This is a genomic window from Sphingomonas sp. DBB INV C78, from assembly GCF_042693015.1.
In the GTDB taxonomy this organism is placed as follows: Bacteria; Pseudomonadota; Alphaproteobacteria; order Sphingomonadales; family Sphingomonadaceae; genus Sphingomonas_E.
On the sequence record NZ_CP170544.1, the window covers coordinates 3,834,546 to 3,846,753 of the forward strand.

23 protein-coding genes are annotated in these 12,208 nt (G+C 64.4%); 3 read left to right on the forward strand and 20 right to left on the reverse strand.

The window, feature by feature from the left end; all coding sequences use genetic code 11:
* The first annotated feature begins 15 nt into the window (after nucleotides 1–15).
* The 3 genes from ACFB49_RS18085 to ACFB49_RS18095 are packed head-to-tail and all read left to right on the forward strand — an operon-like array spanning nucleotide 16 to nucleotide 1,440.
* A complete protein-coding gene (locus tag ACFB49_RS18085; protein ID WP_380872693.1) occupies nucleotides 16–543 on the forward strand; it encodes a DUF2239 family protein in 528 nt (175 codons plus the stop codon).
* 58 nt (nucleotides 544–601) lie between these two features.
* Complete coding sequence (locus ACFB49_RS18090; protein ID WP_380872694.1) at nucleotides 602–1,003, forward strand: nuclear transport factor 2 family protein; 402 nt, start codon at nucleotides 602–604, stop codon at nucleotides 1,001–1,003.
* A gap of 35 nt (nucleotides 1,004–1,038) precedes the next feature.
* Nucleotides 1,039–1,440: a YidH family protein gene (locus ACFB49_RS18095; RefSeq protein WP_380872695.1), complete on the forward strand. Its 402-nt coding sequence runs from the start codon at nucleotides 1,039–1,041 to the stop codon at nucleotides 1,438–1,440.
* Between the two features lie 54 nt (nucleotides 1,441–1,494).
* Here ACFB49_RS18095 and ACFB49_RS18100 read toward each other — a convergent pair whose 3' ends face one another.
* The 20 genes from ACFB49_RS18100 to rplB form a co-directional block, all read right to left on the reverse strand.
* The gene (locus ACFB49_RS18100; RefSeq protein ID WP_380872696.1) at nucleotides 1,495–2,037 is read right to left on the reverse strand and encodes an ATPase; all 543 of its coding nucleotides are present in this window, start codon (nucleotides 2,035–2,037) and stop codon (nucleotides 1,495–1,497) included.
* A gap of 225 nt (nucleotides 2,038–2,262) precedes the next feature.
* Nucleotides 2,263–2,913 carry an adenylate kinase gene (locus ACFB49_RS18105; RefSeq protein WP_380872697.1) on the reverse strand — a complete coding sequence of 217 codons (651 nt, stop codon included), beginning with the start codon at nucleotides 2,911–2,913 and terminating at the stop codon, nucleotides 2,263–2,265.
* 92 nt (nucleotides 2,914–3,005) lie between these two features.
* On the reverse strand, nucleotides 3,006–4,373 hold the full coding sequence (secY, locus tag ACFB49_RS18110; protein ID WP_380872698.1) for a preprotein translocase subunit SecY: 1,368 nt from the start codon (nucleotides 4,371–4,373) through the stop codon (nucleotides 3,006–3,008).
* Between the two features lie 108 nt (nucleotides 4,374–4,481).
* A complete protein-coding gene (gene rplO / locus ACFB49_RS18115; RefSeq protein ID WP_380872699.1) occupies nucleotides 4,482–5,036 on the reverse strand; it encodes a 50S ribosomal protein L15 in 555 nt (184 codons plus the stop codon).
* Nucleotides 5,037–5,197: 161 nt separating this feature from the next.
* Nucleotides 5,198–5,374 (reverse strand): 50S ribosomal protein L30, encoded by a 177-nt coding sequence (gene rpmD, locus ACFB49_RS18120; protein WP_380872701.1) that lies wholly within the window; start codon nucleotides 5,372–5,374, stop codon nucleotides 5,198–5,200.
* 6 nt (nucleotides 5,375–5,380) lie between these two features.
* Nucleotides 5,381–6,106, reverse strand: a complete 726-nt coding sequence (gene rpsE, locus ACFB49_RS18125; RefSeq protein ID WP_380872702.1) for a 30S ribosomal protein S5 — start codon at nucleotides 6,104–6,106, stop codon at nucleotides 5,381–5,383.
* 1 nt (nucleotide 6,107) lies between these two features.
* Nucleotides 6,108–6,461: a 50S ribosomal protein L18 gene (gene rplR / locus ACFB49_RS18130; protein ID WP_380872703.1), complete on the reverse strand. Its 354-nt coding sequence runs from the start codon at nucleotides 6,459–6,461 to the stop codon at nucleotides 6,108–6,110.
* Nucleotides 6,461–6,994, reverse strand: coding sequence for a 50S ribosomal protein L6 (rplF, locus tag ACFB49_RS18135; RefSeq protein WP_380872704.1), 534 nt, complete (start codon nucleotides 6,992–6,994; stop codon nucleotides 6,461–6,463). Before rplF ends, rplR begins: the two co-directional genes overlap by 1 nt.
* Nucleotides 6,994–7,389, reverse strand: coding sequence for a 30S ribosomal protein S8 (rpsH, locus tag ACFB49_RS18140; protein ID WP_380872705.1), 396 nt, complete (start codon nucleotides 7,387–7,389; stop codon nucleotides 6,994–6,996). The genes rplF and rpsH overlap by 1 nt, the downstream gene beginning before the upstream one ends.
* A gap of 9 nt (nucleotides 7,390–7,398) precedes the next feature.
* Nucleotides 7,399–7,704 (reverse strand): 30S ribosomal protein S14, encoded by a 306-nt coding sequence (gene rpsN, locus ACFB49_RS18145; RefSeq protein WP_380872706.1) that lies wholly within the window; start codon nucleotides 7,702–7,704, stop codon nucleotides 7,399–7,401.
* A 50-nt stretch (nucleotides 7,705–7,754) separates the two neighbouring features.
* Nucleotides 7,755–8,339 carry a 50S ribosomal protein L5 gene (gene rplE, locus ACFB49_RS18150; RefSeq protein ID WP_380872707.1) on the reverse strand — a complete coding sequence of 195 codons (585 nt, stop codon included), beginning with the start codon at nucleotides 8,337–8,339 and terminating at the stop codon, nucleotides 7,755–7,757.
* Complete coding sequence (rplX, locus tag ACFB49_RS18155; RefSeq protein WP_380872708.1) at nucleotides 8,332–8,649, reverse strand: 50S ribosomal protein L24; 318 nt, start codon at nucleotides 8,647–8,649, stop codon at nucleotides 8,332–8,334. The genes rplE and rplX overlap by 8 nt, the downstream gene beginning before the upstream one ends.
* Nucleotides 8,649–9,020, reverse strand: a complete 372-nt coding sequence (gene rplN / locus ACFB49_RS18160) for a 50S ribosomal protein L14 (RefSeq protein WP_380872710.1) — start codon at nucleotides 9,018–9,020, stop codon at nucleotides 8,649–8,651. Before rplN ends, rplX begins: the two co-directional genes overlap by 1 nt.
* A 13-nt stretch (nucleotides 9,021–9,033) precedes the next feature.
* Nucleotides 9,034–9,294 carry a 30S ribosomal protein S17 gene (gene rpsQ, locus ACFB49_RS18165; protein ID WP_380872711.1) on the reverse strand — a complete coding sequence of 87 codons (261 nt, stop codon included), beginning with the start codon at nucleotides 9,292–9,294 and terminating at the stop codon, nucleotides 9,034–9,036.
* A gap of 13 nt (nucleotides 9,295–9,307) precedes the next feature.
* Nucleotides 9,308–9,511 carry a 50S ribosomal protein L29 gene (gene rpmC / locus ACFB49_RS18170; RefSeq protein ID WP_380872712.1) on the reverse strand — a complete coding sequence of 68 codons (204 nt, stop codon included), beginning with the start codon at nucleotides 9,509–9,511 and terminating at the stop codon, nucleotides 9,308–9,310.
* A 1-nt stretch (nucleotide 9,512) separates the two neighbouring features.
* On the reverse strand, nucleotides 9,513–9,944 hold the full coding sequence (rplP, locus tag ACFB49_RS18175) for a 50S ribosomal protein L16 (protein WP_015458353.1): 432 nt from the start codon (nucleotides 9,942–9,944) through the stop codon (nucleotides 9,513–9,515).
* Between the two features lie 64 nt (nucleotides 9,945–10,008).
* Nucleotides 10,009–10,704, reverse strand: a complete 696-nt coding sequence (rpsC, locus tag ACFB49_RS18180) for a 30S ribosomal protein S3 (RefSeq protein ID WP_380872714.1) — start codon at nucleotides 10,702–10,704, stop codon at nucleotides 10,009–10,011.
* Between the two features lies 1 nt (nucleotide 10,705).
* Complete coding sequence (gene rplV, locus ACFB49_RS18185; protein WP_380872715.1) at nucleotides 10,706–11,089, reverse strand: 50S ribosomal protein L22; 384 nt, start codon at nucleotides 11,087–11,089, stop codon at nucleotides 10,706–10,708.
* Nucleotides 11,089–11,364: a 30S ribosomal protein S19 gene (gene rpsS / locus ACFB49_RS18190; RefSeq protein WP_380872717.1), complete on the reverse strand. Its 276-nt coding sequence runs from the start codon at nucleotides 11,362–11,364 to the stop codon at nucleotides 11,089–11,091. The genes rplV and rpsS overlap by 1 nt, the downstream gene beginning before the upstream one ends.
* Before the next feature lie 3 nt (nucleotides 11,365–11,367).
* Entirely contained in the window at nucleotides 11,368–12,204 is an 837-nt protein-coding gene (gene rplB / locus ACFB49_RS18195) for a 50S ribosomal protein L2 (RefSeq protein WP_380872718.1), read from the reverse strand.
* Between the last annotated feature and the right edge of the window lie 4 nt (nucleotides 12,205–12,208).

Consider the following 12,208-nt stretch of genomic DNA (forward strand, 5'->3'; position numbering starts at 1 on the left):
TCCATGGAGACGATCATGCCGACCTACACCGCCTTCCTGCAGGATATGTGGCTCGCCACCGGATCGCGGGGCGAGATCGTCGCCGCCATCCGCGCCATGCCCGATCCATCGCGCGCCAATGATCTGCTGGTGTTCGACGATGCCACCGGCCGACAGGTCGATTTCGATCTGCGCGACACGGCCGAGGAACCGGAAGCGGCGCGTCCGCGGGGTCGCCCCAGCCTCGGCGTCGTCGCGCGCGAAGTGACCTTGCTGCCCCGCCATTGGGATTGGCTTGCCGAACAACCCGAAGGTGCGTCGGCGGCACTCCGCCGTCTCGTCGAGGAGGCCCGCAAGCGCGACGATGGCGGCCGTGCAGGCAAGGACGCCGCCTTCCGTTTCATGACGGCCATTGCCGGCGATCGGGCCAATTTCGAGGAAGCGACCCGCGCGCTTTATGCCGGCGACATTGATCGGATGGCGGCCCTGATGGCCGAATGGCCAGTCGGCATCCGCAACCATGCCCTGTCGCTGGCGGTAGGAAGCGGCGCGATTGGCGGGTGACTCGTCCGCAATCACGTCTATCCTCCAGTCCCGACAGCATAAGCGTGGGAGAGAAGGGATGCCGAATGCGCGGGACGTGTCGATCGCATCATTGAGTGCCGTTAAGGCCAGGCAGAAGGATAAATGGCTCAGCCTGTTCGCGGAGGATGCGGTGCTGGAAGATCCGGTCGGCCCCTCGCCTTTCGATCCATCGGGGAACGGCCATCGCGGGCATGAAGCGATCGGGCGCTTCTACGACATGGTCAATTCCGCCAACAAAACCTTCGATTACAAAATTCTGCACTCCTATCTCTGCGGCAATGAGGTGGCGAGCGTCGCGCGCTTCTTCATCACCACGCAGGACGATGTCGCGCGCGAGATGGACCTGGTGATCGTCCACCGCATCAATGACGAAGGAAAGCTGGTGTCGCTGCGCGGTTTCTGGGAATTTCCCACGGGGGCCGACACGCATCTGGGCTGATCCTGCCGATCGGCCGCTGCACGGAGGGACGTCTGATGGATGAACCTGCAACTGCGCATGGCCGGGCGCCGGCGCTGCCCAGCGATCTCGGGCAGATGCGAACGATCATGGCGGCGGATCGCACGCTGATGGCGTGGATCCGCACGTCGCTGTCGATGCTCAGCTTCGGCTTCACGATCTACAAATTCCTCGATGGCATGGCGAAGGCGAGCGATCAGCCGCTCCCGCATCCCGAAAGCCCGCAGCGCGTCGGCCTCTTTCTGGTCGGCATGGGCGTCGCGGCGATCATCCTCGGCACCTTCAGCTATTGGGCGACGCTGAAGGATCTCAAGCGCGCGGAGGAGTTCCGCATCGGCCGGCCGACACTGCTGATGGCGGCGATCATGTGCGTGGCGGGCGTGGCATTGTTCGTCACCATGTCGACGCGGCTGGTGTGAACGCTATCGGACGCGCGCTGGGGGCGTTGCCAGGTCTTGCGTCCGCCATCCGCCTTACGGACGCCGCCGCGCCCCGCCGCCGGCGTCGAGATGGGTCTTCAACCGGTCGACCTGTTCGCTGAGCACCTGATCCACCAGCGGCGCGAGCTTCTGGAAGCCGGTGCCGGTATAGCCGCCGGCGACATAGGTCTGCTTGATCTTCGTGGCGCCACCTTCGGCGCTGATCGCCCAGGTCATCGTGCCGGCGATCGCGTCGCCCTGGAGCGGGCCGAGGCTGCCCGAGAAGCGCAGCACCTTGCCGGGATCGGCATAGAGGATGCGACCATGCTCGACGCCGCCGCCGTTGGGCAGCGTCTCGCAGAAGCAGCCGCCCGGGCGCGCGTCGATCGAGAGGTTTGCAGCCTTGCCCGAATAGGTGTGCTCGCCGTTCCACCAGTCGCCGACGCGGACCAGTGCGGCATAGGCCTCGGCGGGTGAGGCCGTGACAGTGATGGTGCGCGAGACTTGGAAGCCGGTGGGTGTCGACGATATGACTTCGGCGGCGGCAGGCGTTGTGGCGATGAGCGCGATCGCGGCCGACCGCATCCTGGCAAACATCTTGGCCCCTCCCCCTCTTCAGAGCGTGGAGCGCCTAATCAGGACCGATTGTCGCGGGGGGCAAGCCAAAAAGACACCGTTATCCCAGCGCTGGCTGGAATCCATGGCTCTATCCGCTCAACCGGCGTCGATTTCGAGAGAGCCATGGGCCCCAGCCTCCGCTGGGGCGACGATTGTCTCTATGTCAGCGGGCGGAAGGCGCCGGCAGGACGCCCTCCTCCCTGATCATTTGGGGCCGAGAATGCCCTCGATCGAGGCTTCGACCTCGGCGATGGGCGCCATGCCATCGACGCGGGTCACGAGGCCGCGGGCTTCGTAGATCGGCAGGATCGGCGCGGTCTTGGCGCGATATTCGGCCATGCGCGTGCGCACCGTTTCCTCATTGTCGTCGGGACGGCGCTTGAACTCTGTGGAGCCGCAGACGTCGCAGACGCCCTCAACCTTCGGCTGCTTGAATGTGTCGTGATAGCCTTCACCGCACTTGGCGCAGGTGAAGCGGCCGGTGATGCGCTCGACCAGCGCATCCTCGTCAACGCCCAGTTCGATCACATGATCGAGCGAGCGATTGCGGCTGGCCAGCAGGCCATCGAGCGATTCCGCCTGCGCGGCGGTGCGGGGATAGCCGTCGAAGATCACGCCGGTTTCCGGCGAAAGCGCATCGAGCTGCTCGCCGATAAGGCCCGAGACGATCTCATCCGAAACCAGTTCGCCGGCTTCCATCACCGCCTTGGCCTTGAGGCCGATCGGCGTTCCCGCCTTTACGGCGGCGCGCAGCATATCACCGGTCGAAAGCTGAACCATGCCGCGTTCGGCGACGAGCCGGCTCGCCTGCGTACCCTTGCCCGCGCCCGGAGGCCCCAGCAGAATGATGTTCATCGGAAGCTATATCCCCTCTTATGCCGAAGATGGCGTAGCATCTCGGCAGAGTTTTCCAAGCCGCCCCTTTTGCGAGACGGCCCGAAATCCCTCTAGCGACGCACGCCGCCCTTGAGCTTCGCCTTCTTGATGAGGTCGCCATATTGATGGGCGAGCAGATGGCTCTGGATCTGCGTGACCGTATCGATCGTGACGTTGACGACGATCAACAGGCTGGTGCCGCCGAGCGCGAAGCTGATGCCCGCCCGCGACGCCAGATATTCCGGCACAAGGCAGATCAGCGTCAGATAAGCGGCGCCGAGCACGGTGATGCGGGTCAGCACATAATCCAGATAGTCGGCGGTGCTCTTGCCGGGACGGATGCCGGGGATGAAGCCGCCATAGCGCTTCAGATTGTCCGCCGTCTCCTCCGGGTTGAAGACAACCGCGGTGTAGAAGAAGCAGAAGAAGATGATACCCGCCGCATAGAGCAGCATGTAGATCGGCGCGCCATGGGCGAGGTTGAGGTTGAGCCAGCTCAGCACCGAACCCCAAATCGTCTCGTCATTCACCCGCTGGCCCGCGAACTGGCTGATCGTCAGCGGCATCAGCAGCAGCGACGAGGCGAAGATCGGCGGGATCACGTTGGCGGTGTTGATCTTGAGCGGCAGAAAGCTCTTGTCGCCCTGCATCATGCCCTTGGCCGTCTGGCGTTTGGGATATTGGATCAGCACGCGGCGCTGCGCGCGTTCCATGAAGCAGATGAACAGGATCAGGCCGGCGATCAGCAGAATGACGCCGATGATCAGCACCGGCGAGAGCGAGCCGGTGCGGCCGCCTTCGAAGAGCTGGGCGAGGTGCGTCGGCAGCGAGGCGACGATGCCCGCCATGATGATCAGCGAGACGCCGTTGCCGATACCGCGGCTGGTGATCTGCTCACCCAGCCACATCAGGAACATGGTGCCGCCGATCAGCGAGATGACGGTGGTGATGCGGAACAGCATGCCCGGATCGAGCACGGCCGACATGCCCTGGTCCGCGCCCCAGCTTTCGAGGCCGACCGAGATGAAATAGCCCTGGATCGCCGTGAGCAGGACCGTGCCGTAGCGGGTATACTGGTTCAGCTTCTTGCGGCCGCTTTCACCTTCCTTCTTGATCGCGGCGAGCGTCGGCGACAGCGAGGTCGCGAGCTGAACGACGATCGAGGCGGTGATGTAGGGCATCACGCCGAGCGCGATGAGGCTCATGCGCTCCAGGCTGCCGCCCGAGAAGGTGTTGAAGAAGTCCAGCACGCCACCCTTGGTGGTGTTGAACTGGTTCTGCAGCGCGACCGGATCGATGCCCGGCAGCGGCACGAAGCTCAAGAGTCGGAACACGATCAGCGCGCCGAGCGTGAACCACAGGCGCTTCTTGAGTTCGGTCGCCTTCGCGAACTGGGCGAGACTGACGTTGGCGGCCAGTTGTTCGGCTGCGGATGCCATGCGTTTAACGACCTCGGAAAAATTGAAGGCGGCGGAGTGCCTCTACGCCCCCCGCCGCCTCATATAGTGTCTGGCTCGCGCTTGTCAGCCCGGAACCTTCAAGGCGGCTCAGGCTTTCGCCGCGGCCTTCTTGGCTTCCTTGTCGGCGGCGCGCGCCTTCTGGACCACGCGATGCTTGGCGGCGGCCTTCTCGGCGGCCGGAACCACCGCGATCACCTCGACCGAACCGCCGGCCTTCTCGATCGCTTCCTTCGCGCCCTTGGACACGCCGGCGACGTTGAACGACAACTTCGCGGTCAGCTCACCCTTGCCGAGGATGCGCACGCCGTCCTTGCCGCCACGGGCAATGCCGGCGGCCTTGAGCGCGGCATGATCGATCACCGCCTTGGCGTCGAGCTTGCCGGCATCGACCAGCTTCTGGATCTCGCCCAGATTCGCTTCCGCAAAATCCTTGGCGAAGATGTTGTTGAAGCCACGCTTCGGCAGACGCATGTGGAGCGGCATCTGACCGCCCTCAAAGCCCTTGATCGAGACGCCCGAGCGGCTCTTCTGACCCTTCTGGCCGCGGCCGGCAGTCTTGCCGAGGCCCGAGCCGATGCCGCGTCCAACGCGAACCCGGCCCTTGCGGGCACCATCATTGTCGCGGATGTCGTTCAGTTTCATATCTTGCACTCGCTTTCGCTTTTGTCGCGCCGGGATGGAGGCGAGGCCCCTACCCCTTCTGTCTTTCCGACGGAAGCCTTAATCGATTCGCGCTACGGTGCGGCCGAAGCCTTCACCGTAGCGCCAATTTGATCCCGGCTTTCGCCCGGAGGGTCGAAGGCTCAGCCCTCGACCTTCACCATGTGCTGCACTTTGCGGATCATACCGCGAACTTCGGGGCTATCCTCGAGCTCCCGGGTCCGGTGCATCTTGTTGAGGCCGAGGCCGATCAGCGTCGCGCGCTGATCCGCCGTGCGGCGGATCGGCGAGCCGACCTGGGTCACCTTGATGGTCGCCATGTCCGATTACTCCGTGACAGCCGCGGCGTCGGCTTCCGCCACCTCGGCCGAAGCACCGCCGCGACCCAGGAGGTCAGCGATCTTCTTGCCGCGGCGCTGGGCTACCGACTTCGGGCTGGTCTGATCCTTGAGCGCCTCGAAGGTCGCACGGATCATGTTGTAGGGGTTCGAGGTGCCGACCGACTTGGTCACCACGTCGGCAACGCCCAGGCTTTCGAAGATGGCGCGCATCGGGCCACCCGCGATGATGCCGGTGCCCTGCGGCGCCGAACGAAGCGTCACGCGGCCCGCACCGAAATGGCCGTTGCCATCATGGTGCAGCGTGCGGCCTTCGCGCAGCGGAACGCGGACCATCGCCTTCTTGGCAGCGGCAGTCGCCTTCGAGATCGCTTCCGGAACTTCGCGCGCCTTGCCATGGCCGAAGCCGGCCCGGCCCTTGCCGTCGCCGACGACGACGAGGGCTGCGAAGCCGAAGCGCTTACCGCCCTTCACGGTCTTCGACACGCGGTTGATGTGGACGAGCTTTTCGATCAGCTCCTCGCCACCTTCCTCGGCGCCACCGCGACGATCGTCGCGACGACCGCGCTGGCCGTCACGGCCACGGCCGCCACGGTCGCCACCGGGGCCACGACCACGGCCGCCACGCGGACCACGGCCCTGACGCTCGCCTTCCGGAGCGCTGCCAGCGGCGGGAGCCGCTTCAACGACCTGGTTTTCGGTTTCGTCAGCCATATTAGAACTCCAGTCCGCCTTCGCGGGCGGCGTCGGCAAGAGCCTTCACCCGACCATGGAACAGAAAGCCACCGCGATCGAACACGACCTGGGTGACACCGGCGGCCGAAGCGCGCTCGGCCAGGCGCTTGCCAACCGCCGCAGCGGCATCGGCAGTCGCGCCGGTCGTGCCACGCACGTCCTTGTCGAGCGTCGACGCGGCAGCAACGGTGCGGCCAGCCGCATCGTCGATCACCTGGGCGTAGATGTGACGGCCCGAGCGATGCACCGAAAGGCGCGGACGGGTGCCGCCACGGGCGCGGAGCGCGGTGCGGACGCGCTGGCGCCGCTTCGCGAAATGAGAAAGCTTGGCCATTACTTCTTCTTCCCTTCCTTGCGGAAGATGAACTCGCCGGCATATTTGATGCCCTTGCCCTTATAGGGCTCCGGCTTGCGCCAGCGGCGGATCTCGGCGGCGACCTGGCCGACCTGCTGCTTGTCGATGCCGCTGATCTGGACGGTCGTCTGATCCGGCGTGGCGATCGTGATGCCTTCCGGCACCGCGAAATCGACGTCGTGGCTGTAGCCGAGCTGCAGCTTCAGGTTCTTGCCCTGAAGATTAGCGCGGTAGCCGACGCCCGTGATCTGCAGGGTCTTCGAAAAGCCCTCGGTCACGCCCGTCACCAGGTTCTGCACCAGCGTGCGCTGCATGCCCCAGAAGGAGCGCGCCCGCTTCGTCTCGTTCGCCGGCTGGACCGAGATCCCGCCGTCTTCGAGCGCGTAGGTGACTTCGTCGGCCAGCGGGATCGAGAGGGTGCCCTTGGGACCCTTCACCGAAAGCTGACGGCCTTCGATCGTGGCGGTCACGCCCGCGGGCACGGCCACCGGCTTCTTACCAATGCGGGACATTAGAAGACCTCCGCAAGGATCTCGCCGCCCACATTCTGCTCACGCGCTTCCGCGTCGGACAGAACGCCCTTCGGCGTCGAGACGATGGTGATGCCCAGCCCGTTGCGGACGCGCGGCAGTTCCTTGGAACCGGAATAGACGCGGCGCCCCGGCTTGGAGACGCGGGCAACGTGCTGGATCGCGGGCTGGCCCTCGAAATATTTCAGCTCGATGCGCAGGCCATTGTGGCCGGCAAGGTCTTCCTCGCTGTAACCACGGATATAGCCTTCGCGCTGAAGCACGTCGAGAACACGGGCACGCAGCTTGGACGCAGGCGAAAGCACGCTGTCCTTGCGGGCGCGCTGGCCGTTGCGGATGCGGGTGAGCAGATCACCCAAAGGATCGGTCAGAGCCATCTTCGTTCCTTACCAGCTCGACTTCGTGACGCCCGGGATCAGGCCCTTGTTGGCCAGATCGCGCAGCTGGACACGGCACAGCCGGAACTTGCGATAATAAGCGCGCGGGCGCCCGGTCAGCTCGCAGCGGTTGCGGACCCGCGTGGGGTTCGCGTTGCGCGGCAGCGCCGACATCTTGAGACGCGCCATGATGCGCTCGCCCTCATCGAGGGTTTCATCATTCGCGATCGCCTTGAGACGCGCATACTTGCCGGCATAAGCCTTGACCAGCTTCTTGCGCTTCTCGTTCTTGTTGATCGAACTCAGTTTCGCCATGACTTAAGTTCTCTTTCCTTATCGGATCGAGCCTGTCTCCATGTGGAGCTTCAGGCCGCCTTCTTCTCTTCGGTTACGACCGGCTGCGGGAACGGGAAGCCGAACAGACGGAGCAGCTCGCGCGCTTCATCATCGGTGTTCGCCGTGGTCGTGACGATCACGTCCATGCCGCGGATCTTGTCGATCTTGTCGTAGCTGATCTCCGGGAAGATCAGCTGTTCCTTCAGGCCGCAGGCATAGTTGCCACGGCCGTCGAACGACTTGTCGGACAGGCCACGGAAGTCGCGGACGCGCGGCAGCGCGATCGTCACGAAGCGATCGAGGAATTCGTACATCCGCTCGCGACGAAGGGTGACCTTCGTGCCGATCGGCATGCCTTCACGCAGCTTGAACTGCGCGATCGACTTCTTCGCCTTCGTGATGACGGCCTTCTGACCGGCAATCGCGGTCATTTCCTGGGCCGCGACCTCGACCTTCTTCTTGTCCTGGGTCGCCTCGCCGACGCCCATGTTCAGCACGATCTTGTCGAGCTTGGGCACCTGCATCGGGTTGGTGTAACCGAACTTCTCGGTCATCGCCTTGACAATGCTGTCTTCATACAGCTTGCGCAGGCGCGGCTTGTACTGATCAGCCATTGATCTGCTCCCCGGACTTCACGGCCACGCGGACCTTCTTGCCGTCCTTGATTTCGAAGCGGACGCGCGTCGGCTTGCCGTCGGCGGTCACGTGCGCGACCTTCGAGACATGCATCGGCGCTTCCACACGCTCCAGGCCACCCTGCGGGTTGACCTGGGTCGGCTTGCGGTGGCGGGTCGCGACGTTGACGCCGGACACGATCACCTTGCCCTCCTTGGGCAGCGACTTGGTGACTTCGCCGGTCTTGCCCTTGTCCTTGCCGGACAGGACGATGACCTTGTCACCCTTCTTGATCTTCAACGCGGCCATCACAGCACCTCAGGCGCGAGCGAAATGATCTTCATGTGACCAGCGGCGCGCAGCTCGCGAACAACCGGGCCGAAGATACGGGTGCCGATCGGCTCCCCGCTATTCTTGTTGATCAGAACGGCGGCGTTGCCGTCGAACCGGATCGTCGAACCGTCGGGACGATGAATGTCCTTGGCGGTGCGGACGATGACGGCGCGATGGACGTCGCCCTTCTTCACCTTGCCGCGCGGCGCGGCTTCCTTGATCGACACGACGATCACGTCGCCGACCGTGGCGGTGCGACGCTTGGAACCGCCGAGCACCTTGATGCACTGGACGCGCTTGGCGCCCGAGTTGTCAGCCACGTCCAGGTTGGACTGCATCTGAATCATGGATCAGTCCTCCTTAACCGGCGACGGCGGGGGTTTCGGCCCCGACCTTGCCCAGAACGCGCCACGTCTTCAGCTTGGAGATCGGCGCGCATTCCTCGATGCGGACGGTCTCGCCTTCCTTGAAGACATTGCCCTCGTCATGGGCGTGATACTTCTTCGAACGGCGGATGATCTTGCCGTAGAGCGCGTGCTTAACCTTACGCTCCACGAGAACCACCACCGTCTTGTCGGTCTTGTCGGAGACCACCGTCCCCGTCAGCACACGCTTCGGCATGACTGGTGTCTCCTTACTTGGCCGCCGAGCGCGAACGCTCGGTCTGCAGGGTTTTGATCTGCGCGATGGTGCGACGCACCTCACGCACCCGCGACGGCTTCTCGAGCTGGCTGGTGGCGGCCTGGAAGCGCAGGTTGAACTGCTCACGCTTCAGTTCGCCGAGCTGCTCGGAGAGCTGGTCGTCGGTCTTGGTGTTGAGATCGCTGATCTTGGCCATGTTACGCAGCCTCGTAAATCGATTCACCGAGGCGGGCGACCACCTTGGTCTTGATCGGCAGCTTTTCCATCGCGCGCTCGAAAGCGACGCGGGCGAGCGGGCCGGGAACGCCGTCGAGCTCGAACAGGATGCGGCCGGGCTTGACCCGCGCAGCCCAGAACTCGGGCGAACCCTTACCGGAGCCCATGCGGACTTCGGCCGGCTTCGACGAGACCGGAACGTCCGGGAAGATGCGGATCCACAAACGCCCCTGGCGCTTGATGTGACGCGTGATCGCGCGGCGGGCCGCTTCGATCTGGCGGGCGGTGATCCGGTCCGGCTCCAGAGCCTTCAGGCCGAAGGCGCCGAAGTTGAGCTGGGTGCCACCCTTGGCGTCGCCATGGATGCGGCCCTTGAAGGCCTTGCGGAATTTTGTGCGCTTTGGTTGCAGCATTTCTTAATCGCCTTCTGACACCGATTGTCCGGTCGATCAGGCGACGTGGAAAGGGGTAAACCCCTTACCGCGCCGGCCGGACCCCCGACGTCTGAGCTTCCATCATGAGCCGATCCTGGGCGAGCGGATCATGGCCGAGAATCTCGCCCTTGAAGATCCACACCTTGATCCCGCACACGCCATAAGCGGTGTGGGCTTCGGCTTCGGCATAATCGACATTCGCGCGCAGCGTGTGCAGCGGCACGCGGCCTTCGCGATACCATTCGGTCCGCGCGATTTCCGCGCCGCCGAGACGGCCGGCGCAGGTGATGCGGATGCCTTCCGCGCCGAGACGCAGCGCCGACTGAACGGCACGCTTCATGGCACGACGGAACGCGACGCGGCGCTCGAGCTGATCGGCAACGCCCTGGGCGACGAGCTTGGAGTCGATTTCCGGCTTGCGGATCTCGACGATGTTCAGGCTCACGTCCGACGAGGTCATCGCGCCGAGCGTCTTGCGCAGCTTCTCGATGTCCGCGCCCTTCTTGCCGATGATGACACCGGGACGGGCAGCGTAGATCGAGATGCGGCACAGCTTGGCCGGACGCTCGATGACCACCTTGGAGATCGCGGCCTGCGGCAGCGCCTTCATGATGAACTTGCGGATCTTCAGATCCTCAAGCAGCAGGCGGCCATAATCGGCGCCTTCGGCGAACCAGCGGCTGTCCCAGGTGCGGTTGATCTGCAACCGCATGCCGATCGGGTTAGACTTCTGACCCATATTATTCTCCAGCCTCTTCCTGCTCGCGGACGACCACGCGCAGGCGCGAGAACGGCTTGATGATGCGGGTGGAACGACCGCGGGCGCGGGTGGCGAAGCGCTTCATGACGAGGCCCTTGCCGACCGAGGCTTCCTTCACGACGAGCGCATCCACATCGAGATTGTGGTTGTTCTCGGCGTTGGCGATCGCGCTCTGAAGCACCTTGCGCACGTCGACAGCCATCGCCTTCTTCGAGAAAGCGAGGATGTTGAGCGCGTCGCCGGCCTTCTTGTTGCGGATCAGCGCCGCGACCAGGTTCAGCTTCTGGGGGCTGCCACGGACGGTGGTGGCCACCGCCAGGGCTTCCTTGTCACCCACCTTGCGGGGAGATGCAGGCTTAGACATCAGCGCTTGCCCTTCTTGTCGGCGGCGTGGCCGGGGAAGTAGCGCGTCGGCGCGAATTCACCCAGCTTGTGACCGACCATGTCTTCATTGACCGACACCGGCACGAACTTGCGGCCGTTGTAGAGATTGAAGGTCAGGCCAACGAACTGCGGAAGGATCGTCGAACGGCGCGACCAGGTCTTGATCGGAGCGCGAGCGCCCGATTCCTGGGCCGATTCGGCCTTCTTCAGCAGATGCAGGTCGACAAACGGACCTTTCCAGACGGAGCGGGCCATCGCTTACCTCTTCTTCTTCGCGTGACGCGAACGGATGATGAACTTGTCCGTGGACTTGTTCGAACGGGTGCGGGCACCCTTGGTCGGCTTGCCCCACGGGGTGACCGGATGACGGCCGCCCGAGGTGCGGCCTTCACCGCCGCCATGGGGGTGATCGACCGGGTTCTTGGCGACGCCGCGGGTAAGCGGACGCTTGCCGAGCCAGCGGTTGCGACCGGCCTTCGCCAGGTTCTGGTTGGCGTTGTCCGGGTTGGACACCGCACCGACCGTGCACATGCAATCCGAGCGGATGTAACGCTGCTCGCCCGAGTTCAGGCGAACCATCACCATGCCCTTGTCGCGGCCGACGATCTGCACATAAGTGCCGGCGGCACGCGCGATCTGGCCACCCTTGCCGGGCTTCATCTCGACATTGTGGACGATCGTGCCGACCGGGGCCTGGCCGATTTCCATCGCGTTGCCGGGCTTGGTATCGGTCTTCTTGCCGGCCACGACCACGTCACCGGCAGCGAGACGCTGCGGCGCGATGATGTAGGCGACCTCGCCGTCCTCATACTTCACCAGCGCGATGAAGGCCGAACGGTTGGGGTCATATTCCAGGCGCTCGACGGTCGCGGGCTGATCCCACTTCCGGCGCTTGAAATCGACGAAGCGATACTTCTGCTTGTGGCCGCCAGCGATGCCGCGCGCGGTGGCGTGGCCCTGGTTGTTGCGGCCGCCGGACTTGCGCTTGCCTTCGGTAAGCGCCTTGACCGGCTTGCCCTTCCACAGCGACGACTTGTCGACGAGGATGAGGCCGCGCCGTGCCGGGCTGGTCGGGTTATAATGCTTCAGCGCCATGGCG

What these genes read in the sequence shown, in the direction of transcription:
- rplV (WP_380872715.1), bottom strand. Translation starts at nt 11,089, where the DNA reads ATGTCTAAGCCTGCATCTCCCCGCAAGGTGGGTGACAAGGAAGCCCTG.
- rpsQ (WP_380872711.1), bottom strand. Translation starts at nt 9,294, where the DNA reads ATGCCGAAGCGTGTGCTGACGGGGACGGTGGTCTCCGACAAGACCGAC.
- rpsS (WP_380872717.1), bottom strand. Translation starts at nt 11,364, where the DNA reads ATGGCCCGCTCCGTCTGGAAAGGTCCGTTTGTCGACCTGCATCTGCTG.
- rpmC (WP_380872712.1), bottom strand. Translation starts at nt 9,511, where the DNA reads ATGGCCAAGATCAGCGATCTCAACACCAAGACCGACGACCAGCTCTCC.
- secY (WP_380872698.1), bottom strand. Translation starts at nt 4,373, where the DNA reads ATGGCATCCGCAGCCGAACAACTGGCCGCCAACGTCAGTCTCGCCCAG.
- rpsN (WP_380872706.1), bottom strand. Translation starts at nt 7,704, where the DNA reads ATGGCGAAACTGAGTTCGATCAACAAGAACGAGAAGCGCAAGAAGCTG.
- rplN (WP_380872710.1), bottom strand. Translation starts at nt 9,020, where the DNA reads ATGATTCAGATGCAGTCCAACCTGGACGTGGCTGACAACTCGGGCGCC.
- rplO (WP_380872699.1), bottom strand. Translation starts at nt 5,036, where the DNA reads ATGAAACTGAACGACATCCGCGACAATGATGGTGCCCGCAAGGGCCGG.
- ACFB49_RS18085 (WP_380872693.1), top strand. Translation starts at nt 16, where the DNA reads ATGCCGACCTACACCGCCTTCCTGCAGGATATGTGGCTCGCCACCGGA.
- ACFB49_RS18105 (WP_380872697.1), bottom strand. Translation starts at nt 2,913, where the DNA reads ATGAACATCATTCTGCTGGGGCCTCCGGGCGCGGGCAAGGGTACGCAG.
- rplF (WP_380872704.1), bottom strand. Translation starts at nt 6,994, where the DNA reads ATGTCCCGCATTGGTAAGAAGCCGGTGGCCGTGCCCGCGGGCGTGACC.
- rpsE (WP_380872702.1), bottom strand. Translation starts at nt 6,106, where the DNA reads ATGGCTGACGAAACCGAAAACCAGGTCGTTGAAGCGGCTCCCGCCGCT.
- rpsC (WP_380872714.1), bottom strand. Translation starts at nt 10,704, where the DNA reads ATGGGTCAGAAGTCTAACCCGATCGGCATGCGGTTGCAGATCAACCGC.
- rplR (WP_380872703.1), bottom strand. Translation starts at nt 6,461, where the DNA reads ATGGCCAAGCTTTCTCATTTCGCGAAGCGGCGCCAGCGCGTCCGCACC.
- rpmD (WP_380872701.1), bottom strand. Translation starts at nt 5,374, where the DNA reads ATGGCGACCATCAAGGTGACCCAGGTCGGCTCGCCGATCCGCCGCACG.
- rplX (WP_380872708.1), bottom strand. Translation starts at nt 8,649, where the DNA reads ATGGCCGCGTTGAAGATCAAGAAGGGTGACAAGGTCATCGTCCTGTCC.
- ACFB49_RS18090 (WP_380872694.1), top strand. Translation starts at nt 602, where the DNA reads ATGCCGAATGCGCGGGACGTGTCGATCGCATCATTGAGTGCCGTTAAG.
- rplE (WP_380872707.1), bottom strand. Translation starts at nt 8,339, where the DNA reads ATGGCTGATCAGTACAAGCCGCGCCTGCGCAAGCTGTATGAAGACAGC.
- ACFB49_RS18100 (WP_380872696.1), bottom strand. Translation starts at nt 2,037, where the DNA reads ATGTTTGCCAGGATGCGGTCGGCCGCGATCGCGCTCATCGCCACAACG.
- ACFB49_RS18095 (WP_380872695.1), top strand. Translation starts at nt 1,039, where the DNA reads ATGGATGAACCTGCAACTGCGCATGGCCGGGCGCCGGCGCTGCCCAGC.
- rpsH (WP_380872705.1), bottom strand. Translation starts at nt 7,389, where the DNA reads ATGGCTCTGACCGATCCTTTGGGTGATCTGCTCACCCGCATCCGCAAC.
- rplB (WP_380872718.1), bottom strand. Translation starts at nt 12,204, where the DNA reads ATGGCGCTGAAGCATTATAACCCGACCAGCCCGGCACGGCGCGGCCTC.
- rplP (WP_015458353.1), bottom strand. Translation starts at nt 9,944, where the DNA reads ATGCTGCAACCAAAGCGCACAAAATTCCGCAAGGCCTTCAAGGGCCGC.